This is a genomic window from Tumebacillus flagellatus, from assembly GCF_000714935.1.
In the GTDB taxonomy this organism is placed as follows: Bacteria; Bacillota; Bacilli; order Tumebacillales; family Tumebacillaceae; genus Tumebacillus; species Tumebacillus flagellatus.
Genome location: NZ_JMIR01000022.1, coordinates 1 through 22,271 on the forward strand (window position 1 = coordinate 1; position 22,271 = coordinate 22,271).

The window sequence follows — 22,271 nt, forward strand, 5'->3', positions numbered from 1 at the left end:
TTTTATGTAAAGGAGGAATGATTCTAATGGAAATCATGTTCGACCTCGACGTTCAAGTGACTGCTGGATCGGAAGTTAACCCCACGATGATTGCACCCGAAACCTTGAATATGACCTGTCTAACCTGCTACACAAAATTCGACTGCTAACACTTTCATCAGGAGAACGAGCCATCACCAAGTATTGGTGATGGTTTTTCTTAAACCCAAAACCCCTCGATGGATCAACCATGGAGGGGTTTTTCTATACGCTCTGTCCTAGAGGTTGACAGAACAAAAAGGAATTTGGCTAACTTAATTATGAGGGGGATATTGGCATCCCTCTGCTCCTCTCGAATTACCAAAAGAGTACCCATACGGCGAAGAGTCTCCATGAGAAAGGTGATGGCTATGGCACGCGTATTATTCATCAACGGAGGTTCCGAAGGGCATATCAATCCCACCCTCGGAGTGGTTCAAGAGCTGATCCGTCGCGGCGAAGAGGTTACGTACTTTGTCGCGGAACCGTTTCGTGCACTCGTCGAACAAACGGGCGCCGAAGTGATTCCGTTCGATATCAACCAATTTGTACAGGCGTTCCTTGCCGGAGGGAGACATCCTTGGGGTCGAGTGGGCGGGCTTTTGCGCACCGCCGACATCGTCATCCCGAGCGTTCTGGAGCAAACCAAGGGACGACATTTCGATTACATGATCCATGACTCGATGTTCGGCTGCGGGTGTTTGCTTGCACAACTCCTCGGCTTGCCGGCCATCAACTCGTGCACGAGTTTTGCCGTTCAACAAAACGACTTTGAGAGTCAGCAGGAGCACCAATTGCGCCCATTTCCAGCCGAAGAGAATGAACGTGCCGAACAGGAGTATCAGGAACGGGTCCGTCACGTCCAAGCGACCTATCACGTGCAAATTGACTCGGCCTACGAAGTTTTCTGCAATCCAGCGCCCATGACCCTCGTGTACACGTCGAAACGCTTCCAGCCGGATGGAGACAGCTTCGACGAGTCGTACAAGTTTGTCGGGCCGTCGATGCTGGCGCGCCCGCAAGAGCCGTTTGATTTCTCCCATGTGGACACCGACCATCTGATTTACATCTCGCTCGGCACCGTCTTCAACCAATCGGTGGATTTTTACAAGCTCTGTTTTGCGGCTTTCGCAGAAACGAAGCACACCGTGATTCTATCTGTCGGCAGGCAAACCCAGATGGCGGACCTGGGCGACATTCCCGCGAACTTTATCGTTCGCGATTATGTGCCGCAGCTTGAAATCCTGCAACACGCCAAATTGTTCATCACGCACGGCGGCATGAACAGCACCAGTGAAGCTCTGTCTCATGGCGTGCCGCTGATCGTACTTCCCCAAAGCGCCGATCAACCGATGGTGGCGCGGCGGGTGGCCGAGCTCGGGGCCGGCGTTCACCTGCATCAAGAAGGCTTAACTGCGGAAGATCTCCGAGCAGCGGCAGAACGCGTGCTCCAAGATGCGTCCATTCGAAAGGTCTGCGTTGAAATCGGCGATTCGTTCCGAGCTGCCGGCGGGGATCAACGAGCCGTCGAGGAGATCTTCGCCTATAAAAAAAGCCTGGGCATCGATCACTAATCGAGTTGCATAAGAAAAGCCGCCTTCGCATTTGCGTCAGGCGGCTCTTTTATGCGTTCGTGGAATCCTACTTCTCCGCAACAGCGAAGTAGTTTCCTTCATTATCGGCAAAGTTGAAGACACGACGGGACGGCATGCTGACCAGATCTCCGACCGTGACCCCTTTGTCCTTAAAGTCTTGATACAAACGGTCGAGGTCGTTCGAGTAGAACAGCAGGGACGGGGTGCTGAGATTCAACTCCGGTTGCATTTTCGCAATGAGTTCCTTATTGTGAAGGACGAGACTCGTCGCTGCGTCGGCTGCAGGAACAATTTCAATCCATCTCATCGGGCCGCTCGTTTCGTCTGCAACAACTTGGAAACCCGCTTTTTCCGTCCAAAATTTCAGCGATTCCTCTTGATTCGCGACATACAACATCACTTGCCCAAGTTTGTTGATCAACTGTCCTCACTCGTTTCTCTTGAGTTTTTCTTACATAACCTCGAAATTATAACAAATAAAATTCCCAGCGGAAAGCGAGCTGTGACAACCGTGAAAAAACGAAACAGTCCCGCTCGCTCCGCCTCTCCCCATCCTAAAAACCCTCCAGCGACCATCGCTGGAGGGTACTTGCTCTTGGATCACGACTTCAATTGAAACTTCCCGACCAACCGCTGCAACTCTTCCGCCATCTGCGAAAGCGACGTCGAAGAGGCGTACACTTCCTCCATCGTGGCGAGTTGCTCCTCGGTGGACGCCGACACGTACTGCGTCCCGGTGGATGAGGATTCTGCGACTTCGGCAATCTTTCTCATCGCATCCGACAATTGCGTGCTGGCGACCATCTCGCGAGCCTCAACCGACACTTCCTTGATGCTCTTGGCGACCAAGGTGATCGACTGCTGAATTTGCGAAAACGATTCGCCGGCGACAAAGACCACGTTTTCCCCTGCGCGAACTTCGCGGATGCTGGACTCCATCCCCTGCACCGCGTGGGCGATCGATTCTTGGATGCGGTGGATGTACTCTCCGATTTGTTTCGCCGAGTCTGTCGATTGCTCCGCCAACATCCGGACTTCGTTTGCGACCACCGAGAACCCTCGTCCGTGCTCTCCCGCGCGTGCCGATTCGATGGCGGCGTTCAACGCCAACAAGTTGGTCTGTCCGGCGATCCCGGTAATCGTCTCGACGATCTTGCCGATGTACTTGGAACTCTCCCCCAACCCTTCGATCACCGCCGCCAGTTCGGTGATCGTTTGGCTGATCGAGGTCATCTGATCGAGCGCCGATTGAATCGCTTGGTTGCCGCTCTCCGCGATGGCGGAAGCGTCGTTCGCCCGTTCCGCCGCGATTTCAGTGCTCTTGGTGATGTTTTCGATTCGGTTGTTGATCTCCTGAAGCACATGCCGACCGTCTTCCACGATGGACACCTGATGCTCCGTTCCGGCGGCGATGTCTTGAATGGCGCCGACGATGAGCTCTGTGGCGCGGTTCGTTTGCTCCGCGCTGGCGTTCAACTCTTCCGAAGAAGCCGCCACTTGCCAAGAGGCGTCCCGTACCTGCGACATCATGCTTCGCAAGTCCTGCACCATCCGGTTCATACTGCGGGTCATCGCGCCGACTTCATCGTCTGTCCCCGCATTCAATTCCGGCAACGCCAAGTTGCCGCCCGCCACGCTCTCGATCGTTCCCGCCACCGCGCGGATGCGCTTTGTGATGCGGTTGACGAACCAGAAACTCAAAACAAACGCAATCGCGAGGACGATCACGGCGGTGATGAGGATGTCTCGCTTCACCGCTTGCTCATGCACCGCGATGCGGTCGTCCAAACTCGGCGAACCGACCCCCCACATGCCGATGATCTTCCCGCTGTCGTCGCGAAGCGGCAGGTAGGCGGTTTGGAACACGGTATCCAAGACGTCCGCTTCCCCGCTGTACACTTCGCCCTTCACGAGTGTGGTTTGCACGACATCGGCAGCCGCTTTCGTACCAAATGTTCGTTTCTTGTCTTTCATCGAAGTTGTTGCCACCCGTACATCTCCCAGAAACAGCGAAACGGTATCTCCGCCTGTCAGCTTGGCGAACGCATCCACAAAGTCGTTGTTGCCGTTCATCGAGATGTCCCCTTTGTAGAGTTCACCGTTTCGCACGCTCCAGGCTCCAGGATATTGGCTCTCCAACAACGCATAGCCTGTCTGCATGTCAGACTTCGCTTTGACAATGCTCTCCCCCACGATGGCATTGCCGACGCGCTTCAGATCCATGTATCCTAGTGCTGCAAACGACGGCACGAGAATAAGCACGATGAGAACCAGCAACTTTGTGCGAATTGAAAATGATCGAAACTTCACCCCTACGCCCCCTCCATTTCATCGAGTAAATGATCACCCATTCTTTACATGCGTGATAACAAATACGACAGAATCTGTTAAATACCTTCCAAAATAGAGAAACCCCCTCTAGAACAACAACTATAATGAGGTATTTAAATACTGACCCTGCTGAATTTACCTCTGCGCCCTTGCAGAAAAACGATTCACGGAATGGGCCTCATGCAGATGTTTTTTTTTCGATAACCCCGGTTGACCTTCACGTTGCGTCAAGCTGTACCATGAAATTGTCAGGAGGCTACACAATGGAATATACGGTGCAAAAGCTTGGCCAGTTGGCAGGCATCTCGACACGAACGCTTCGGTACTACGATGAGATCGGGATTCTGAAGCCGGCCAGAATCAACTCGTCGGGCTACCGAATTTATGGTCAGGCAGAAGTGAATACGCTCCAGCAAATTCTGTTCTACCGGGAACTGGGGCTGAGTCTGGAGAGCATTCGGGAGATCATCACCGATCCCGGCTTCGACGGAACCCGCGCCCTGCAAGAACATCGTGAGCAACTCCTCGACAAACGCAAGCAACTCGATCTGCTGATCGCCAACGTGGAAAAAACCATTGCGTCAACGGAAGGGAGACTTCATATGTCCGACCAAGAGAAATTCGAAGGCTTCAAACAGAAAATGATCGAGGAAAACGAACAGAAATACGGCAAGGAAATCCGCGAAAAGTACGGGGACGACGCCGTCAACAAGTCCAACGCCAAAGTCCAAAACATGACCCCGGAGCAACACGCCGAAATCACGCGCCTCTCGGAAGAACTCGCCGACACGCTCGCCCAAGCGTTTCAAACGGGCGACCCCGCAAGCGACCTTGCGCAGAAAGCGGCCGACTTGCACAAGCGCTGGCTGATGTTCTACTGGACCGACTACAGCCCCGAAGCGCACGCCGGACTCGCGCAGATGTACGTGGACGACGAGCGGTTCACCGCACACTACGATGCGAAGCAACCGGGCACCGCGGCGTTCCTGCGCGATGCCATCCACATCTACACCGGCAAGACCAAAGCCTGATCACGAAAAAACGACCCTGTCCCGAGTCTTTTTGCGGGCAAGGTCGTTTTTTTACAACGCCATCGAGGGAGGAATTCAACCCAAAACTCCGAACTCCCCAAGTGAAAAGGAGCTGGTCACCTCTCATGAAAAAACACCTCACGCTGCCCGAGCTTCAACAGCACATCAAAGCCAAAGACTTCAAACCTGACAAAAAACTCGCCTACTTCCTCAAACTGTCCGAAGAAGTCGGCGAACTCGCCGAAGTGATCCGCAAAGACAAACGCCTCGCCGCCAAAAAATCAATCAAAGGCACCATCGAAGAAGAACTCGCCGACGTCCTCTACTACGTGCTCGCCCTCGCCAACGTGTACGACATCGACCTCGAACATTGCTTTCACCTCAAGGAAAAACTCAACCAAGCCAAGTACGAGTGAAGCCTGTTGTATCAGGATTATCAGGAAACTATTTGGAAGTTCCTATAGGTTTCTCCATCCTTTCTGTGTATCATAAAGGAAGGAAAACTGTGGAAATTTTTGCGTTGAGGTGTGCTTATGATCAAATTTTTGCGCGCCTGCGGGACGGGTTTGACCGTGGGGTTGCTGCATGCGTTTTTGTTAGGTGTTTTGTCTGTCCTGTACTTTTTTGGCTGTTTGTTTCTCAGCATGATCTGGCCGGACCCGATCAGCACGCGGGTGACTGCAGGGCTTGTGTATCTCGGATATGCCGGAATCTGGTACTTCATTTGGCGGGTCATGTACGAGGAGGGGCAGATTCGTTTTTTCTATCCGAAGTTGGGATTTGCCCTGTTGCCGTTGCTGCTCGCCGTCCTGCTGTACCATCCGGTTCCCGCCGACCCGAATCAGGCGTCGATGATGCTCGTGGACATCCCGATTGAACTGATCCGCAGCTCGATTCTCACGGCGCTGATCTTGCTGCCGATCTACTCCATCGGCCTGTACCGCTTCGTGTTTCCTTGCAGACAGCCCAAGCGCAAGTTCGCGCTGTTGACGCTCTGCCTGCTGCTCGTCGGTTCTGCTGTGTACAGCGTGGCATGGCGATCCTACAAAACCGTCGCCCTGCCCGCGACCTCCCCCGCGACCTCCCCCGGCACGTCCGACTCGGCCTGCAACTCTTCGCCGAAGTCCAACAACTCAGCTCCAACCGCTTGAAAATCGGCGAAGAAGTGCTCTCGTTCCTCCAACGCGCCGTCCAAACCCACCCCTGAAAAAACCTCCCATCCACGCGGATGAGAGGTTTTTTCAAAGCATGCAGTTCAGAAATTGTCAGCCAATTAGGAAACCCGCTTCTGAATGCCCGCTGCGATCTTCAACAAGTCGTCCGTCGAAAGAAACGGCGAGAAAATCTGATAAAAAACCCCGTTGATCTCCGCCGTGATCGCATGCTCCCCGACTTTCGCCCAGATGAACTTCCCCGCCTGCACTTCTCCGTTGAAGACATAGCTGCCGAGATTGCTTTTGGCTTTCTCTTTCAGCGAGTTGTCGGGCGTCGCCAAAAAATACACCGTGTCCGCATCTCCGCTCTCACCGTTCTTGGCGGCGCGCAACGTGTACGTCAACTCGACCATCTGGTACATCGCCGTCTCGTCGCCGCCCGTCAGCGACGTGGACGTCAAAATCAAGCGCGGGTCGCTCAGTTCCAACAGCGGAAACCGCGCTTGCCGATAAATCTCATCGAGCGCCGCTTCCGCCTGCGCCGGGTCTGCTTCAACCTGCGTGTTCGGACGCTCCGCCGCCACAGGCTCGTTCACCGGCGGAGTGTCCTGACTGTGGGAAAAAAACGCCGAGACACGATGCTTCACCGCTTTTCCCGAATCGGTCCAGTTGAGCAACGCGGCGCTTGCGATGATCAACACCGACGCCGCCACCGCCGCGCCGCGCCACCACACGTCGATGCGGCGCTTCGTCTCGGCTTCCTCCAAGCGCATCAAAGTTTGCGAGAGGATGTCGCGGTGCGCCACCTGCACTTGCAGTGCGTCGATGTCGCCAAACAAAGCGCCGAACTCCCGGAATTCCCGATCGCAAGCGGGGCAACCGTACAGATGCGCTTGCAGCATCGTCTCTTCCGCTTCCACCAATTCCCCGTCATAATGCCGCTGAATCATGAACTCCATCTCTTGGCACGTCATCCCCTCACTCACCTCCGTGCAACAAATTTTTGAGTTTCTGGCGCGTGCGGTACAAGCGCGAACGCACATGGGCTTCCGTCACGTCCATCGTCGCCGCCACTTCCGCATACGACAACTGCTGCAAGTGCCGCAGCACGAAAATCTCCCGGTCTTCGGTGCCAAGCTTCATGATCTCCCGCCGCAACTCTTCCAAGCGGGAGCGCGCGGCGACCGTTTCCTCGACGGAGGGCGACTGGTCGACGTACGTTTCCTCAAGCGGAAGCGTGACACGGCGTTTTTTTCGAACGGCATCGCGGTACGTGTTCAGCACGACGGAGTAGACCCACGTGCGAAACGAACTGCTGCCTTTGTATTGATGCAGGGAACGGCAGATCTTCCACAGGGCGTCCTGTGCGACGTCTTCGCCGTCCATCTTGCTCCCGGTCAGGTAATACGCGGTTTGGAACACATACGGTTCGATCATCCGCAACAACTCGGCCATCGACGAACGGCTTGCGAGCGCGTCGGCCACCAGATCTTGCTCCTTCATCCCCTTGCCTCCTCCAACTCTCTTGTCTCTCTATCCCTTTAGACGCGCCCTCGCAAAAAAAGTTGAAGCCCGCGGACGGCGAGCTTCAACTTTTTTTCCACTCCGAAGCCAATTGAGAGTAGACGATGTGGTCGACATAGTGGTCGTACAGCCACTCGCGCTGGCGGAGCACGCCTTCGCGGGTGAAGCCGAGGCGCTCGGGGATCGCTTGGCTTTTGTAGTTCTCCGTCGCGACGCGGATTTCCACGCGGTTGAGGTTGTAGTTTTCAAACGCCAGCTTGCAAAGCGCTTCCGTCGCCAACGTCATCAGCCCGCGGCCGGTGTATTCTTGGGCGAGCCAGTAGCCGATCGACGTGGAGCGGTTGTTCCAGTCGATGCCGTGGAAGCCGACGCAGCCGGCGATCTTGTCGTCCACGAGGATCACGAACTGACCGCCTTGGTTGTCAGAGATTTGGCGGCGTCCCATCTTGATGAACGACAGCGAGTCGAACGTCGTCCGGGTGTTGTCGACAAACGGCAACCATTCGCGCAAGTGAGCGCGGTTGCGGTCGGTCAGTTCGAAAAGTTCTTGGGCGTCTTGTTCTTCGACGAGGCGCAATTCGACGCCTTCCTGTAACGTGCAGCGAAACAGCAAGTCCGATTCCTCCTTTGTGTTGTTATAAGCATTCAAGAGTGAGGGAGGAAATCCCTTTTTCTTGACAATGGTGAAATTTTCCGATAACGTAGAGAACGTAATTGAAATTACGTCGTAATCACGCAAGGGGAGACACATGGTAAAAAAAGACCCCGCTGCACAAGCCCGCACCAACGTTATCTCCGTGCGACTGGATGATACGTCGATTGCGGTGATCGATTTGCTGGTGCAAGCGGGTTTGTCGGCGAGCCGTTCGGAAGCGGCGGCGCAATTGATCACGATGGGGATTCAGTCGGCGGAGGACTTGATTCGGCAAGCGCGCGAGTTGGCGGACAACCTCCAGCGGATCAAGCGCGAGATGTTGGATGCGGTCAAGACGCGGGACATCAAGCGCGTGCAAGAGCTGCTCGCCGCCGATTCCTCGCTCGCAAACGCCCCGAGCGAGCGGGAAGATTCGCCGGTTTTGATGTCGGTCTACTACGGGGCGAAGGACATCACGACACTCTTACTGTCACGAGGAGCTGAGCTGACGATGTACGAAGCATCTGCAACGGGCAACACCCAACGCGTCCGCGAATTGGTGGAAGCGGACCCGACGGCGATCAACAACTTGAGCCATGACGGGTGGACGGCGCTGCATCTGGCGGCGTTTTTCGGGCACCGGGAGACGGCGGAAGTTCTGCTGGCGAACGGGGCGGACCACCGGATTTTTTCCACGAACGAGATGGGCAACCAACCGCTGCACGCCGCAGTTGCCGGGCGTCGGACGGACGTGGCGCGCCTGCTGATCGAGTCGGGCGCAGAGCTGAACACGCCCTCCGAACCGGGCTGGACCCCGCTGCACCTCGCCGCGCAGAACGGCGACTTGGAGATCATCGAGATGCTGCTGGCACGGGGCGTCGAACTCAATGCCAAGAACAACCAAGACAAGACCCCGCTCGCCTACGCTCTGGAAGAAGGCCACACTGCCGTGGCCGACCTGCTGAAAAGCAAGGGTGCGGTGGCGTAGTTTTTTACTTGTAAAAAAGACCTGCACGCAGAGGTGTGCAGGTCTTTTTTCTATTCTATTGATAAAATGCGATCAACCCGTATTCCTCAACCCCGACGAGATTCCGTTGATCGTCAGGAGCACATCGTCGATGTCGCCTGCCGCATCGCCGTCTTCGCGGCGGGTTTGACGGAGTTCTTCGAGCAGGAGCACTTGGAGGTACGAGAGCGGGTCCACGTACGGATTGCGCAGGCGGATCGATTCTTGGATCACCGGCGCGTTGGCGAGAATGCCTTGCTCGCCCGTGATCTCCAGCACGACGCGCTTCGTGCGCTCGTACTCCTCTTGAATCTTCCCAAACACCCGCTCCGCCAACTCCTGATCCTCCACCAACCGCACATACTCGGCGGCGATCAACATGTCCGCTTTGGCGAGCGCCATCTGGATGTTGTCGATCATCGCTTGGAAGAACGGCCAGAACTGATACATCCGCCGGAACTCCCGGAGCGACTCCGGATTGCGCTTCAACTCCGACGACATCGCTTTCCCAAACCCGAACCACGCCGGCAGCAAGTGCCGGTTCTGCGTCCACGAGAACACCCACGGAATCGCCCGCAAATCTTGAATGCGCAGCGAGTTCCGCCGCTTCGCCGGACGCGAGCCCAAGTTCAACTCGCCGATGACATCGATCGGCGTCGCCTGGTGGAAATACGGCAAGAAATCCTCATTGCGGTACACAAAGTTCTGATACGCTTCAAACGACGCTTGCGACAGCTCTTCCATCATCTCCGACCAACGCCGCTCCGTATCTTGCATGTACGCCGTCTGCACGTTCAACGACGCCAGCAACACCGACGACACCGCCGATTCCAACGACCGCATCGCAATCCCCGGATGCGAATAGCGCTGCGAAATGACTTCGCCCTGCTCCGTGATCTTGACTTTCCCCTGCATCGCTTCCGGCGGCTGGGCGAGGATGCTTCGCTCGATCGGCCCGCCCCCGCGGCCCAACGCCCCCCCGCGCCCGTGGAAGAATTTCAACTTCACGCCGTAGCGCTCGGCGACGCGATGGATCGCTTTTTGCGACTTGTAGAGCTCCCAGTTTGACGTGAGATACCCGCCGTCCTTATTGCTGTCGGAGTAGCCCAGCATGATCTCTTGCAAATCGCCCCGCGCCTGCACCTGCGCGCGGTACACCGGATTGGCAAACAGCACGTCGACGATCTCCGGCGCCGCCCGCAAGTCTTCAATCGTCTCAAACAGCGGCACGATGTTCAGCCCGCTCGCCACCGTCCCGTCCTCGCGCCATTGGAACAAGCCCGCTTCCTTGGCGAGCAACAGCACTTCCAACAAGTCGCTCACACCCTGCGACATCGAAATCAGGTAGTTCTGGATGCAATCCGCCCCGAACAACTGCTGACCCCGACGCACCGCGTGAAACACATCGAGCGTCTCTTGCGTTCCCGCTCCCAATTCCACGTGCGGCGAAACCAACGGTCGGCGGTCTTCCAGCAAGCCGCTTAACCGCGTAATTTTTTCTTCCTCCGTGCAATCCGCATACCCGCCCAAGCGGGCACGTCGGAACAGCTCTTCAAGCGCCGCTTCATGCACTTCGCTGTGCTGGCGGATGTCGAGCGTCGCCATGTGGAAGCCGAACAGCTCAATCTGGCGGATCAACGGCTTGACTTTCACTTCGGCGATCTCCTGCCCCTTATGGGTGAGCAGCGAGCGCTCCAACAGCCGCACGTCCGCCAAAAACTCCGCCGGTCCGCTGTAAGACGTGATCCCGCCAAGCACAACTTCTCCGTGATACCGCGCTTTCGTCGCCTGCAAACGGGCGAGAATCTGGTCGACCTTGGCGCGGTACGGTTCATCCGGCACGCAGTCGCTCGGCAACTCCAGCGACTCCATCAACTCCGCACTCGCTCCCGTGCGCTCAAACGACTGGCTCAAATCCTGCCCCAGCGCCAGGATTTCCGCTTCGTACTTGCGCATCGCCAAGTCAAAGTGCAACACCAGCGTCTGCATCGTCAACTCCGCCGTCACGTACGGATTCCCGTCGCGGTCGCCGCCCATCCACGAGCCGAAGCGCAAGAACGTCGGCACTTCCCACTCCTGCTCCGGATAGAGCGCCTGCAACTGCTCCTCCATCTCCATGTGAATCGCCGGCAGCACGTCGAACAGCACTTCGTCGAGGAAATACAGCCCGTTGCGCACTTCATCGAGCACCGTCAAGCGCTCCTTGCGCACGTTGCGCGTCTGCCACAGGGAGACGATCTCCGCTTTCAACTCCCGCGTGTACGCTTTCATCTCGCGCGACGTCACCGACGGGTCGTCGAACTTCTCCAAAATCAACGCCATGCTTTGATGCTTGTCGAGCACCGTCCGGCGCATCGCTTCCGTCGGATGCGCCGTCAACACCAATTCCACGCCGAGTTGATGGATCAGCGACTGCAACTCCGGCGCCTCCATCCCCGCGCGCTTGATCTTGGCGAACGCGCTGAGCAACGACCCGCGCTGCGGACGCGAACCGGTCGAGCGCTCGTACTCGCGCTTGCGGCGAATCCGGTGCGACTGCTCGGCGAGGTTGACCAATTGAAAGTACAGCGCAAACGCCCGAATCACTTCCTGCCGATGCTGTGCCGGAATTTCGCGGATCGTCTTGCGAAACTTCTCCCGGCACGCTTCCGTCCCGAGTTTGCGCAGATCCTTGGCGGCGGCGCGTACTTTTTCCACTTCGTCAAAAATTTCCGGCCCGCACTGCGACACGATCACATCGCCTAACAAATTGCCGAGAATCCGAATGTCCCGGCGCAGCGCCGATTCGCTGTCGCTTCCCCGGCTTTCCTCGAACAACGCTTCTGTCTCTTCTCTTTTGTTGTGTTCATCTCCACTCCGTTGCATACGGGTTCCTCCTCCTTCACCAAAGCGAAGTTTGAGAGTGTTTTCAGTATTCTGTCTTTTATTCTGTCATTTTCACTGTCACTTTAACTATAGTACGTCAGTGAAGCGGTGTCCATCACTGCCAAAAAACGACGCCTCTCCACGCGGAGCTGCGTCGTTTCCCAAGTTGGATCTTCCATTGTTGCGTCTCCAAATCCTCTATACAAGAAACGTGGCGGTCACCGATCCAATGATCGCGCCCATCACCACATCAGACGGATAATGTTGCCCCAGATACACACGCGACGACCCGACCAAGATCGCCAGCGCGTAAAACAGCAAGGATGCGCCCGGCAGCGCGCTGCCCAATACGGTCGCCACCGAAAAAACGGCGGTGGTGTGCCCGGACGGAAACGAGGCGTCCTTCCAGACTTTCGGCCCGATCGCGACGTTGTCCAGCGCGAGGTAGGGACGGGTGCGGGGCATGATTTTTTTGCAAAACGCGACGACCGCATGCGAGATGCCCAGAGCCAGCGCGAGGTTGATCCCCGCCTGACGCCACTCATGATCTCGTTGCGCCAAAAAAATCACCGACAACAACACACACCACACCGCGCCGCCCAAATGGGTGATCCACGGCATGACACGGTCCAGCCATTGGTTCTTCCAAGCTCGATTCAACCAGAAAAACGTCACGATGTCTCCATGGCGCATCAGTTCCGTCATCCGTTTCATGTCCAACACTCCTCTCTCGCGTGGTCCGCTCTTTATATCCTACCAAAATTCTATGAATGAATGATGAAGACGTGCAAAAAAAAAGCCCCCGAAGCGGGACTCTCTCTATAAACACCGATTGCAGTTTCATCAACAAAAAGTTATCCTACAAACAATGCTTGCAACGCGTAAAAGGGGTATCGGGTGAATTTCAAAATAACTCATCATTCCGCAAAACCCCTCTCACATTCTTGCCCTGAATTTGTTAGAATAAGAAAGATTAAAAGTCCCGAAATATATCGGGAAACAACTCATGGGCGGGCCGCTGGTAGTAGCGGGCGAACCTGATGATCGTCTCGCGTCCGGGCTTTTTGTCCCCTGCTTCGATCTTTCGGACATAGACTTCGGAGAGACACAGGTCTTTCGCCACTTGGGCTTGTGTTTTGTCTAACGCCACACGAGCGGCAATCAGCGGATATCGTTTCAACCGGCATCCCTCGCAATACACTTCGTATCCCTGTCTGTGATATCTTCATACTAAGGGATACGTACTGTAGCGTAAAGGCAAAAAGTTGCAGAAAGCCTATGAACCGATACTTTTAGTATCTATAATGAACATGAAGGAGGTGCTCCCCCAGATGTTGGGCGCAAAATTGAAACAATTGCGCGAGTCGCGCAAACTGAAACAGCATGACATGGCGAAATTACTTGACGTAAAACGTGAAGCCTATTCCCATTACGAAACCGGACGACGGAAACTGCCGCCGCAATCCATCCTGCAGTTGGCCACCGTCTTTGACATCTCCATCGACTACCTGTTTGGACTGACCGAGAACCCTACGCCTCCTGCGCGGGACTTTCAACAGATCGACCGCGCCCTCTTGCTCCGCCTGCAAGAGAAGCTGGCTCTCGACGCAACGCCTGACAAACTGGCGGACGAGGAACAAACCGCTCTGCGGCAACTCGTCGACATCGCGTTGAAACACCGAGGAGAAAGCTCCTGAGATAAAGACCCGTGGCAGCAGGGTCTTTTTTTTCTAAGATTGGGTTTTGGTATACTGAGGGGCAAGAGGAGGGGTTCGAAGATGTGCGGACGATTTACGCTGACGGTGACGGAAGACCAACTCAAGATGCGCTTTGAGGTCGACGATCTCCCGTTTGACTACATCCCGCGATACAACATCGCGCCGGGGCAGAACATCACCGCCGTGATCCGGCATGAGGGGAAGAACCGGATCGGGCAGTTGAAGTGGGGGTTGGTGCCGTCTTGGGCGAAGGACGTGAGCATCGGGTACAAAACGATCAACGCCAAATCGGAAACGGTTGCGGAGAAGCCCGCGTTCAAAACCTCGTTTCAACGCAAGCGCTGCTTGATCCCGGCGGACGGGTTTTACGAATGGCAGAAGTCGGCGGGGAGCAAGACCAAACAGCCGATGCGGATTCTCTTGAAGAACCGCGAGATCTTCTCGATGGCGGGGCTGTACGACACGTGGACGTCGCCGGAGGGCGAGAAGCTGCACACCTGCACGATCTTGACGACGAAGCCGAACCCGCTGGTATCCGGCATCCACGACCGCATGCCGGTGATTTTGCGGCGGGAAGACGAAGAGCTGTGGCTCGACCGCGAGCATTTCGACCCCGACTTGCTCACGTCGCTCCTCGTCCCCTATTCCGCAGACGAGATGTTCACCTATCCTGTTGACGCGATGGTCGGCAACGTGCGCAACGAAGTGCCCGCTTGCATCGCCGAACTGTAGAACGTAGAAAAAAAGCCCCGCCCGCACACTGGAACTCATGCGGCCGAGGCTTTTTCTGTTTGTTTCGGAGTTTTAGGTTGAGAGACATAGCTGTGCAAGACCATGCCGATCATGACGACCGCCATGCCGATCCAAGAGAGCAACGACGGGCTCGCGGACGAGAGCAGCACCATCTCGCCGAGCACCGTAAACACCACTTCGCCCGCTTGCGTCGCTTCCACAGCCGCCAATTTCGCCGGATCGCGGCGCACGAGATCGGTCGCGCCAAAAAAAATCACCGTCGCCAGCACCCCGGACGTGAACGCGACCAACGCCGACTGCCCGGTCTGCGCGAGGCTCGGCAAGCCGTCCGCCCACAGTCCGTACACGGCGAGCAAGATCCAAAACGGCAGCGACGCCAGCGTCATCCCGAGCACCCGCTGGTACGCATCGAGCCGTCCGGCGACGACGCCCATCATCTTGCGGTTGCCAAGCGGATAAGCGAACGCCGCCACGACGACCGGCACGATGCCTTGCCATGCGTCGCTTGCCGTGATGCTTCCCGCGTGTTCCGCTTGGATCAGCCCGACGCCGATCAAGATGATGCAAGACATCAAAAGCCCCGCAAGCGGGATGCGCTGGCGAAACAACGGCGCCAGGAGCGAGCCGCAAACGATCGTGATCTGCCACGTCGACGCGACCAGCCAGCCGGGGCCGAACGCCGACGCAAACGTGATCGGCGCGTAAAACAGCACGAAGCCGACGAAACTCCAGCCAAGCCAGACGCCCGGTTGCGCGCGAAGCGCCCGCCAAACCGGTTTGAGCTCCGAGCGCACGGCGACCAGCGCGATCATCATCGGCGCCATGAACAGATAACGAAGCGACGCGCTCCACACCCAACTGCCGCCGCCCAAGTCCATCGCTCGGTTGAGCACAAACGTAAACGCGAAAAAAAACGATGCCAACAGCCCCAACAAGATCGCTCTCAACCTGCGTCCCTTCTTTCCGATGCCTAGTTTCCGTTGGTGCGGTGATGCGCGTTTTTTACAAGAACTTGCCGACAGCCGCCGCTTCTTGGAGAACCCGAACCGGCTCCGGCTCGTTCTGAAATTTCTCCTGCAGCCAGTGCAGGACGTCCCGCGCCATCTGGCGGCGGTAGAGCACGATGCCGGCATGCCCGCACGGATAGAGCACGCGGTCCGGCCGCCCCCACGCTTCCCAGAGCGGATTGGTGTCCCGCGGCGGGATATACACGTCGTAGAGGCCGTGCAGGAAGAGGATGTTCTCCTTGGGCACTTTGGGCTGCCAGCGCGACGGCTCGGTCATCCGCAAGCGATCTTCAAGCTCCGGCAGCGTCATTCCGCCCTGCTCCAAGTCGGCTCGGATGTGCCTGCCGATGCGCGTGTGCCAGATCGCGTGCACGAGCGAATTGCCGTACATGACGGAAATCACATAGTCGGCCTCTTCCTCGCACAGCGCCATCATGTTGGAGAAATACCCGCCCATCGAAACGCCGATCACGACCACTTTGCCGCCGCGCGCTTGCTTGATCCAACGGATCAGCGCGCGAATTTCCGCCGTCGTTTGACGCAGCGATTGCAGGGAATGATCGAGGTCGGCGGTGACCAAGTATTCCCCGCTGTACGACCCCGGCAACGCCCGGTCAAAATGATACGGCACCGTCGGGAAATACAGATCGTAGCCCGCTTTCTGAAACGTCTTGGTGAACATCTTATGCACGCGCTGGAGGTGCTCCATGCGCCAGCCGTGCACGATGACGACATTAACCCGCCCGGCGGGTTTTTGGTCGTGGCGAATGTAGTACTCGCCGCGCGCGCCGTCGTTCTCCGGATGCGTGGAGAGCAACGGGCTTTCAAACTCAAATCGGCCGAACTCATAGCCGTCCGGCCGATTCATTTGCGGACTCATCCGCACCTCCGGCACCTCCGGCGCCTGATAAAACGCCTCGAAATCGTCGCTTGGGAAGCCGACGCTCGGTTTGTAATGAAAAACTTTGCTTCTCTCACTGAACAAAAACGTGATCCCAAGATGATCGAGGGTTTTCGCAAGAAGTTTTTTGAACATGTTCTCAGAACCTTTTCTAATATGAAGTGCGAAAAAAAATACGTACCAAAGCAAATTATATAGATTTTGTGACGAAAAAAAAACACCTCCGGCATCCAAAAGCTGGAGATGTTTTGTGAACGGAAGCTGAGCCGTGTCAATGCGGGTGACTTGCACGCGGCTGGTCGGGCGCGCGGTTTTTTAAACTTTTATGTCAGCGTTTCTCCAATACAAAAATTTTTTCAAACGATACGTTCAACGCCTCGCAGATTTTTTTCGCCGCTTCAGGGCCGACATTGCGGTTTCCGTTCTCCAATTGTGAAATGAACGGCGAACTTAAACCCGCCTCGCGAGCCAACTTCCGCTGCGAGAAACCCGCCCGGATGCGCGCGTTTGCAAACTCCGGATCCTTCGCTTTGATGATCATGTATACCACCTTCCCGTGCCTGAAATCTACCGTTGTAAGCAGTCTAACACGGTTTCGCTTACGCTCGCAATCACTTAAAAGCTGTAGATTGTAGTTGATAGAATCCCCTTACCAACGATATAATTTCCATATCATCTTGCAAGCAAAACTTAGCACCAGCAATAGATTGCAACATTTCAACGAGGTGAAACTTTTGACACTTGGAGAATTTCTGAAGTCGCGTCGAGAAGCGAACGGATTGTCCACCCGCAAAGTCGAAGAGATGTGCGGCGTATCCGACACGTTTATCTCGCTTCTGGAGAACGAGAAGCGCGCGCCCTCGCCCGACACTTTGCAAAAGCTCTCCCGTCCCTACGGCGTCTCGTATTATGAGTTGCTTCAACAGGGCGGCTTCTTGCCGGAGCATGCGTGGCTGGCGTTGACGCTCAATTTGCTGCGCCGCGAGCTCGGCCTCGGCCAAGAGGATTTTGCGGCGGAACTGGGCCTGTCTTTGGAGCAATGGCAGACGATCGAAGCCGGCGGCGAGATTCCGCCTCAGGCGCTGGAAACGCTTGGCGCGCGCTTTGGCACCACAACATTATCTCAACTGTTGCAACGCGACCGCGCCTAGTTTTTTCGAGGATGCGGTCTTTTTTTCCCGCTCAGGGGATCAGGGGTTTTCCCGCGCAACATGGGGAGTTCCCCCGATTTCGGTTCGCATTTCGAGCTTCTATACTGAGGACATCGAAAGCGCACCGCATTTCACCCCCCCCTGAGGAGGAACCCTATATGTTCTGTCATCAATGCGAGCAAACCCCGTCCGGCGGTTGCAAAGTCATCGGCGTCTGCGGCAAAAACGAAGAGATCGCGTCTTTGCAAGACACTCTCGTGTTCGGCCTCAAAGGCATCGCGGCGTATGCGATGCACGCCCGCCAACTCGGCTGCAGCGACCCGTTCGTCGACGCGACCACGCACGAAGCGCTCTACATGACCTTGACCAACTCGAACTTCAACCTGCAAGAACACCTCGACATGGCGATGAAAGTCGGCCAATCGGCGATCCGCATCATGGAAGTCCTCGACAACGCGCACACCTCGCACTTCGGCGTGCCGGAACCGATTCGCGTGTCGCAAAATAAAATTGAAGGCAAGTCGATCGTCGTCACCGGCCACAACTTGCATGCGCTCGAAGAACTGTTGATCCAAACCGAGGGCAAGGGCATCAACGTCTACACCCACTCCGAGATGCTCCCGGCGCACGGCTACCCGGCGCTCAAGAAATTCGCGCACCTGAAGGGCAACGTCGGCAAAGCTTGGTACGACCAACGCCAGCTGTTCGAGAAGTTCCCCGGCGCGATTCTCGCGACCACCAACTGCGTCATGCCGATTCGCGGCACCTATGCCGACCGCATGTTCTCGCTGGATGTAGCGGGCCTTGAAGGCGTGCAGAAGATCGAAAACTTGGACTTCACCCCGCTGATCGAGCGCGCGCTGGAACTGCCGGCAGCGTACATCGAATCCGGTGAATCCCTGCTCACCGGCTTCCACCACGACACCGTCATCAACATCGCGCCGGAAATTCTCGACGCGGTCAAAGCGGGCAAGATCAAGCGCTTTTTCGTCATCGCAGGCTGCGACGCACCGGGCAAGGGCGGCGAATACTACCGCGAACTGGCGACCTCGATTCCGGACGACTGCGTCATCCTGACCACCTCGTGCGGAAAATTCCGCTTCAACGACGTGGAGTACGGCACGATCGACGGCATTCCGCGCTACATCGACCTCGGCCAATGCAACAACTCGATTTCCACCGTCAAAATCGCGATGGCGCTCGCCGACGCGCTCGGCTGCGAAGTCAAAGATCTGCCGGTCTCCATCGTGCTTTCTTGGTTTGAACAAAAAGCGGTCGCCATTCTGCTCGGCCTCTTCTCGCTGGGCATCACCGACATCCGCATCGGTCCGAAAGCGCCGGACTTCATCTCGCCGGGAGTGCTCGCCGTCCTGCAAGAGAAATTCGGCTTGAAGCTGATCGGAGAAGCACATCAAGACCTGCTCGAAATGCTCAACTAGAAATAATGCTCAACTAATCAAAGCGAGGTACTGAACCATGCGTGTCCCTGCAGGCGTCTCGAACCGCCACGTGCACCTCACCCAAGCGCACGCCGACATTCTGTTCGGCCGCGACTACTCTTTCAAAAAGTGGAAAGACCTGCGCCAGCCCGGCCAATTCGCTTGCGAAGAGACCGTCACCCTCCAAGGTCCCAAAGGCACGATCCAAAATGTGCGGGTGCTCGGGCCGGTGCGTTCCTACTCGCAAGTGGAAGTTTCCAAAACCGATTGTTTCGTGCTGGGGGTTACGCCCCCGGTGCGCGACTCCGGCGATCTCCGCGAAACGCCGGGGGTGCGGATCATCGGTCCCAAAGGTACGGTCGAACTGGAGTCGGGCGTCATCTTGCCGTTTCGCCACATTCACCTGCATCCAGACGATGCGGCGGAATTGGGCGTCCAAGACAAACAGCTCGTCGCGGTGAAAACGTTTGGCGAGCGCTCCGTGATTTTGGAAAACGTGCTCTGCCGCGTGCATCCGCAATACCGCCTCGAGTTTCACATCGACACCGATGAAGCCAACGCAGCCGGTCTGCGAAACGGCGACCTCGTCCAAGTCGTCCACGTCGATGCGTTCCACGAACTGCGCACCTTCAAACCGCAACGCGTGCTCGTCGTCAACTGCGGCAGTTCGTCGGTGAAGTACAAACTGTACCAGATGCCGGACGAAGTCATCCTTGCAGAAGGCAATCTGGAGCGGGCGCAATACGAATCGTTGGAAGAGGTCTTTACAGCGATTTTTGCAGGAGTAGAGGGCGGAATCGACGCGGTTGCACACCGCATCGTTCATGGGGCAGACCTGTTTCAAACTTCGGTGCGCCTCACGGAAGACGCGCTGGCGAAGATCGAGAGCGTGTCGCACTTGGCGCCGCTGCACAACCCGATCAACCTGGCGGGCGTGCGCGAATCCTTGCGCCGCCTCCCCGATGTGCCGCACGTCGCCGTGTTCGACACCTCGTTCCACCAGACGATGCCGCCAAGTTCGTACCTCTATGCGATTCCGTACGAGCTCTACGAAAAACACCGCATCCGCAAATACGGCTTCCACGGTTCGTCTCACCGTTATGTCGTCGAACGCGCCGAGCAACTGCTCGACATCCCGCGCGACAAGCTGCGCATCATCTCGTGCCACATCGGCAACGGCGTCTCCGTGACCGCCGTGCGCAACGGTCAATCGTACGATACGTCGATGGGTCTGACACCCCTGGCTGGTGTCACAATGGGGACCCGTTCCGGCAACATCGACCCCGGTATCATCCCGCATGTGGAAGAACTGGAGGGCATGACGACCGCCGAAGTGCTCGACATGCTGAATCACAAAAGCGGTTTGCTCGGCGTTTCCGGCGTCTCCAACGATGTGCGGACGCTGCTGGAGCACGCGGAGCAAGGGCATGAACGCGCCCAACTCGCGCTGGATTTGTTCGTCGCGAAATTGCACAAGTACATCGGCCTGTCGCTCGCCCGTCTGAACGGGGCGGACGCGATCGTGTTCACCGCGGGCATCGGCGAGAATTCCGCGAAGCTGCGCGAGCGGATCTGCCAAGGCTTGGAGTATGCGGGGATCTTCCTCGACCCGTCGCAAAACTGGGACGGCCACGGCGAGCGCCTGATCTCCAGCCGCTACTCCCCGGTGAAGGTGCTCGTGATCCCGACCAACGAAGAGCTGATCATGGCGCGCGATGCGTATCAGCTAACCGTCTAAGAGATTCCAGAAAAAAACCAGCCTCACGCGAGGCTGGTTCTTTTTTTCGATTTCTCGTCCTTGGGCAAGAGGAACGTAAGCAAGCCCAAGAGCGGCAGCACGGAGCACACCGTCATCAGCGTGGAGAGGCCGTAGATGTCGGCAAACTTGCCGAGCGCGACCGCCCCGATCGCCCCCATGCCAAACGCGAGGCCGGTGATCAAGCCGGACACCAACCCGACGGCGCCCGGAATCAGCTCTTGCGCGTACACGACCGTCACGGAGAACGACGACGACAGAATCGCGCCCATGCACAGCAAGAGCGGGTACGCCCAGAACAGGCTGACATGCGGGAGGACGACCGCAAACGGAGCCGCGCCGACCAGCGAGAACAGAATCACGCGCCATTTACCGAAGCGGTCTGCGAGCGGCCCGCCGAAGAACGTGCCGACCGCTCCCGCCAGCATGAACAGAAACACAAACTTCTGGACGCCGGCGATTTCGAGATGGAATTTCTCCATGAGGAAGAACTGGTAGAAGTTCGAGATCGCCGACGAGTACCACGAGCGGGCGAACACGATGAGGACGAGCAGGGCGATGGCGAACTTGACGTTTTTGACTTGAATTTCGGAGACGGCTTTCTTGCCTTTTTTGGCAACGGCGCCGGTGGCGAGTTGCAGGCGGTACCACTTCGAGACGTTAAACAGCACGAAGATCGCGAGCCCCGCCAGCAGCGTAAACCATGCCGCGCCCGGCTGGCCGAGCGGAACGAAAATCAACGCCGTCATCAGCGGAGCGAGCGATTGCCCGGTGTTGCCGCCGACTTGGTAGATCGACTGCGCAAACCCTTTGCGCGCGCCGGCCGCCATGTGCGCGACGCGGGAGCCCTCCGGATGGAACACAGCCGAGCCTAAGCCCACAAACATCGCGGCGAACAGCACCCAGCCGAAGCTCGGAGCGACCGCCAACCCGACCATCCCCGCCATCGACGCGAGCATCCCGAGCGGGAGCAAAAACGGCGACGGGCGTTTGTCGGTGAAGAAGCCGACGCCCGGTTGCATGATCGATGAGGTCATGTTGAAGAAAAACGAAATCAGACCGACTTGCGTGTAATTGAGCGCCATCGATTTTTCCAAAATCGGGTACAGCGCGGGAACGACCGCCTGCATCGCATCGTTGAGCAGATGCACGAGGGAGATCGCGAGCAAGATGCGGTACACAGTGGGTGCCGCCGACGGAGCCGTTCCGGGTGCGGAAAGCGGCTTGGTCACGGTTTGCATGGTGAGAAATCCCCCTTCTTGGAACCTGATGATGCTCCTAGCATACACCAAATTTCCGTTTCACGAAATCTTCGAAACTCTGAGCGAATGAGGGGTTGCGGACGGAACGGGCGACTATCAAATTCGCACCGACTCGTCGGCGGGTGC

The 22,271-nt window shown here is 56.9% G+C and carries 23 protein-coding genes and 1 pseudogene; 12 read left to right on the plus strand and 12 right to left on the minus strand.

All coding sequences use genetic code 11. The features are described 5' to 3' along the window. The first annotated feature begins 35 nt into the window (after positions 1 to 35). Both EL26_RS26720 and EL26_RS14365 read left to right on the plus strand, forming a co-directional pair. Positions 36 to 149 (plus strand): FDLD family class I lanthipeptide, encoded by a 114-nt coding sequence (locus tag EL26_RS26720; RefSeq protein ID WP_420802068.1) that lies wholly within the window; start codon positions 36 to 38, stop codon positions 147 to 149. Between the two features lie 240 nt (positions 150 to 389). Beyond that, positions 390 to 1,592, plus strand: a complete 1,203-nt coding sequence (locus EL26_RS14365; RefSeq protein ID WP_038090232.1) for a macrolide family glycosyltransferase — start codon at positions 390 to 392, stop codon at positions 1,590 to 1,592. 67 nt (positions 1,593 to 1,659) lie between these two features. On the opposite strand, the gene EL26_RS14370 is transcribed toward EL26_RS14365, so the two are convergent. Beyond that, on the minus strand, positions 1,660 to 2,034 hold the full coding sequence (locus tag EL26_RS14370; RefSeq protein WP_038090236.1) for a VOC family protein: 375 nt from the start codon (positions 2,032 to 2,034) through the stop codon (positions 1,660 to 1,662). A 179-nt stretch (positions 2,035 to 2,213) separates the two neighbouring features. Beyond that, a complete protein-coding gene (locus tag EL26_RS14375) occupies positions 2,214 to 3,923 on the minus strand; it encodes a methyl-accepting chemotaxis protein (protein WP_038090238.1) in 1,710 nt (569 codons plus the stop codon). Positions 3,924 to 4,207: 284 nt separating this feature from the next. On the opposite strand from EL26_RS14375, the gene EL26_RS14380 reads away from it, so the two are divergent. The 3 genes from EL26_RS14380 (at position 4,208) to EL26_RS14390 (ending at position 6,126) form a co-directional block, all read left to right on the plus strand. Beyond that, the gene (locus tag EL26_RS14380) at positions 4,208 to 4,975 is read left to right on the plus strand and encodes a MerR family transcriptional regulator (RefSeq protein WP_038090247.1); all 768 of its coding nucleotides are present in this window, start codon (positions 4,208 to 4,210) and stop codon (positions 4,973 to 4,975) included. Positions 4,976 to 5,100: 125 nt separating this feature from the next. Beyond that, the gene (locus EL26_RS14385; RefSeq protein WP_038090249.1) at positions 5,101 to 5,391 is read left to right on the plus strand and encodes a MazG nucleotide pyrophosphohydrolase domain-containing protein; all 291 of its coding nucleotides are present in this window, start codon (positions 5,101 to 5,103) and stop codon (positions 5,389 to 5,391) included. 117 nt (positions 5,392 to 5,508) lie between these two features. Further along, positions 5,509 to 6,126 carry a hypothetical protein gene (locus EL26_RS14390; protein ID WP_038090251.1) on the plus strand — a complete coding sequence of 206 codons (618 nt, stop codon included), beginning with the start codon at positions 5,509 to 5,511 and terminating at the stop codon, positions 6,124 to 6,126. Between the two features lie 122 nt (positions 6,127 to 6,248). On the opposite strand, the gene EL26_RS14395 is transcribed toward EL26_RS14390, so the two are convergent. The 3 genes from EL26_RS14395 to EL26_RS14405 form a co-directional block, all read right to left on the minus strand. Continuing rightward, positions 6,249 to 7,103 (minus strand): anti-sigma factor family protein, encoded by an 855-nt coding sequence (locus EL26_RS14395; RefSeq protein WP_038090253.1) that lies wholly within the window; start codon positions 7,101 to 7,103, stop codon positions 6,249 to 6,251. A gap of 4 nt (positions 7,104 to 7,107) precedes the next feature. Further along, positions 7,108 to 7,632 carry an RNA polymerase sigma factor gene (locus EL26_RS14400; protein ID WP_038090255.1) on the minus strand — a complete coding sequence of 175 codons (525 nt, stop codon included), beginning with the start codon at positions 7,630 to 7,632 and terminating at the stop codon, positions 7,108 to 7,110. An 85-nt stretch (positions 7,633 to 7,717) separates the two neighbouring features. Beyond that, positions 7,718 to 8,266, minus strand: coding sequence for a GNAT family N-acetyltransferase (locus EL26_RS14405; RefSeq protein ID WP_338010861.1), 549 nt, complete (start codon positions 8,264 to 8,266; stop codon positions 7,718 to 7,720). Between the two features lie 136 nt (positions 8,267 to 8,402). Here EL26_RS14405 and EL26_RS14410 point away from each other — a divergent pair, with 136 nt between their 5' ends. After that, positions 8,403 to 9,275 (plus strand): ankyrin repeat domain-containing protein, encoded by an 873-nt coding sequence (locus EL26_RS14410; protein WP_052036399.1) that lies wholly within the window; start codon positions 8,403 to 8,405, stop codon positions 9,273 to 9,275. 72 nt (positions 9,276 to 9,347) lie between these two features. On the opposite strand, the gene ppc is transcribed toward EL26_RS14410, so the two are convergent. The 3 genes from ppc to EL26_RS14425 form a co-directional block, all read right to left on the minus strand. Next, entirely contained in the window at positions 9,348 to 12,158 is a 2,811-nt protein-coding gene (ppc, locus tag EL26_RS14415) for a phosphoenolpyruvate carboxylase (protein ID WP_052036400.1), read from the minus strand. 198 nt (positions 12,159 to 12,356) lie between these two features. Then, positions 12,357 to 12,872 (minus strand): phosphatase PAP2 family protein, encoded by a 516-nt coding sequence (locus tag EL26_RS14420; protein ID WP_038090257.1) that lies wholly within the window; start codon positions 12,870 to 12,872, stop codon positions 12,357 to 12,359. A gap of 259 nt (positions 12,873 to 13,131) precedes the next feature. Further along, positions 13,132 to 13,338, minus strand: coding sequence for a helix-turn-helix transcriptional regulator (locus EL26_RS14425; RefSeq protein WP_052036401.1), 207 nt, complete (start codon positions 13,336 to 13,338; stop codon positions 13,132 to 13,134). Positions 13,339 to 13,489: 151 nt separating this feature from the next. Between EL26_RS14425 and EL26_RS23865 the strand changes: the two genes are divergently transcribed. Next, a complete protein-coding gene (locus EL26_RS23865) occupies positions 13,490 to 13,855 on the plus strand; it encodes a helix-turn-helix domain-containing protein (protein ID WP_052036402.1) in 366 nt (121 codons plus the stop codon). 81 nt (positions 13,856 to 13,936) lie between these two features. Next, the gene (locus EL26_RS14435; RefSeq protein WP_038090262.1) at positions 13,937 to 14,608 is read left to right on the plus strand and encodes an SOS response-associated peptidase; all 672 of its coding nucleotides are present in this window, start codon (positions 13,937 to 13,939) and stop codon (positions 14,606 to 14,608) included. Between the two features lie 35 nt (positions 14,609 to 14,643). Here the strand turns inward: EL26_RS14435 and EL26_RS14440 are convergent, their stop codons facing one another. The 3 genes from EL26_RS14440 to EL26_RS14450 form a co-directional block, all read right to left on the minus strand. Continuing rightward, positions 14,644 to 15,576: a DMT family transporter gene (locus tag EL26_RS14440; RefSeq protein ID WP_038090263.1), complete on the minus strand. Its 933-nt coding sequence runs from the start codon at positions 15,574 to 15,576 to the stop codon at positions 14,644 to 14,646. 55 nt (positions 15,577 to 15,631) lie between these two features. Continuing rightward, on the minus strand, positions 15,632 to 16,672 hold the full coding sequence (locus EL26_RS14445; protein WP_052036403.1) for an alpha/beta hydrolase: 1,041 nt from the start codon (positions 16,670 to 16,672) through the stop codon (positions 15,632 to 15,634). Between the two features lie 193 nt (positions 16,673 to 16,865). Beyond that, entirely contained in the window at positions 16,866 to 17,078 is a 213-nt protein-coding gene (locus EL26_RS14450; RefSeq protein ID WP_038090266.1) for a helix-turn-helix domain-containing protein, read from the minus strand. 193 nt (positions 17,079 to 17,271) lie between these two features. On the opposite strand from EL26_RS14450, the gene EL26_RS23870 reads away from it, so the two are divergent. From EL26_RS23870 to EL26_RS26730, 4 genes and pseudogenes are all read left to right on the plus strand, one after another. Continuing rightward, on the plus strand, positions 17,272 to 17,688 hold the full coding sequence (locus EL26_RS23870) for a helix-turn-helix transcriptional regulator (protein WP_052036404.1): 417 nt from the start codon (positions 17,272 to 17,274) through the stop codon (positions 17,686 to 17,688). 158 nt (positions 17,689 to 17,846) lie between these two features. Further along, complete coding sequence (gene hcp, locus EL26_RS14460; RefSeq protein ID WP_038090275.1) at positions 17,847 to 19,127, plus strand: hydroxylamine reductase; 1,281 nt, start codon at positions 17,847 to 17,849, stop codon at positions 19,125 to 19,127. A gap of 37 nt (positions 19,128 to 19,164) precedes the next feature. Beyond that, positions 19,165 to 19,710: pseudogene (gene pduL / locus EL26_RS26725) on the plus strand (phosphate propanoyltransferase); the annotation flags it as partial. 111 nt (positions 19,711 to 19,821) lie between these two features. Beyond that, positions 19,822 to 20,865 (plus strand): acetate/propionate family kinase, encoded by a 1,044-nt coding sequence (locus tag EL26_RS26730; protein ID WP_052036422.1) that lies wholly within the window; start codon positions 19,822 to 19,824, stop codon positions 20,863 to 20,865. A gap of 23 nt (positions 20,866 to 20,888) precedes the next feature. Here the strand turns inward: EL26_RS26730 and EL26_RS14470 are convergent, their stop codons facing one another. Then, positions 20,889 to 22,124, minus strand: coding sequence for an MFS transporter (locus EL26_RS14470; RefSeq protein WP_038090278.1), 1,236 nt, complete (start codon positions 22,122 to 22,124; stop codon positions 20,889 to 20,891). Between the last annotated feature and the right edge of the window lie 147 nt (positions 22,125 to 22,271).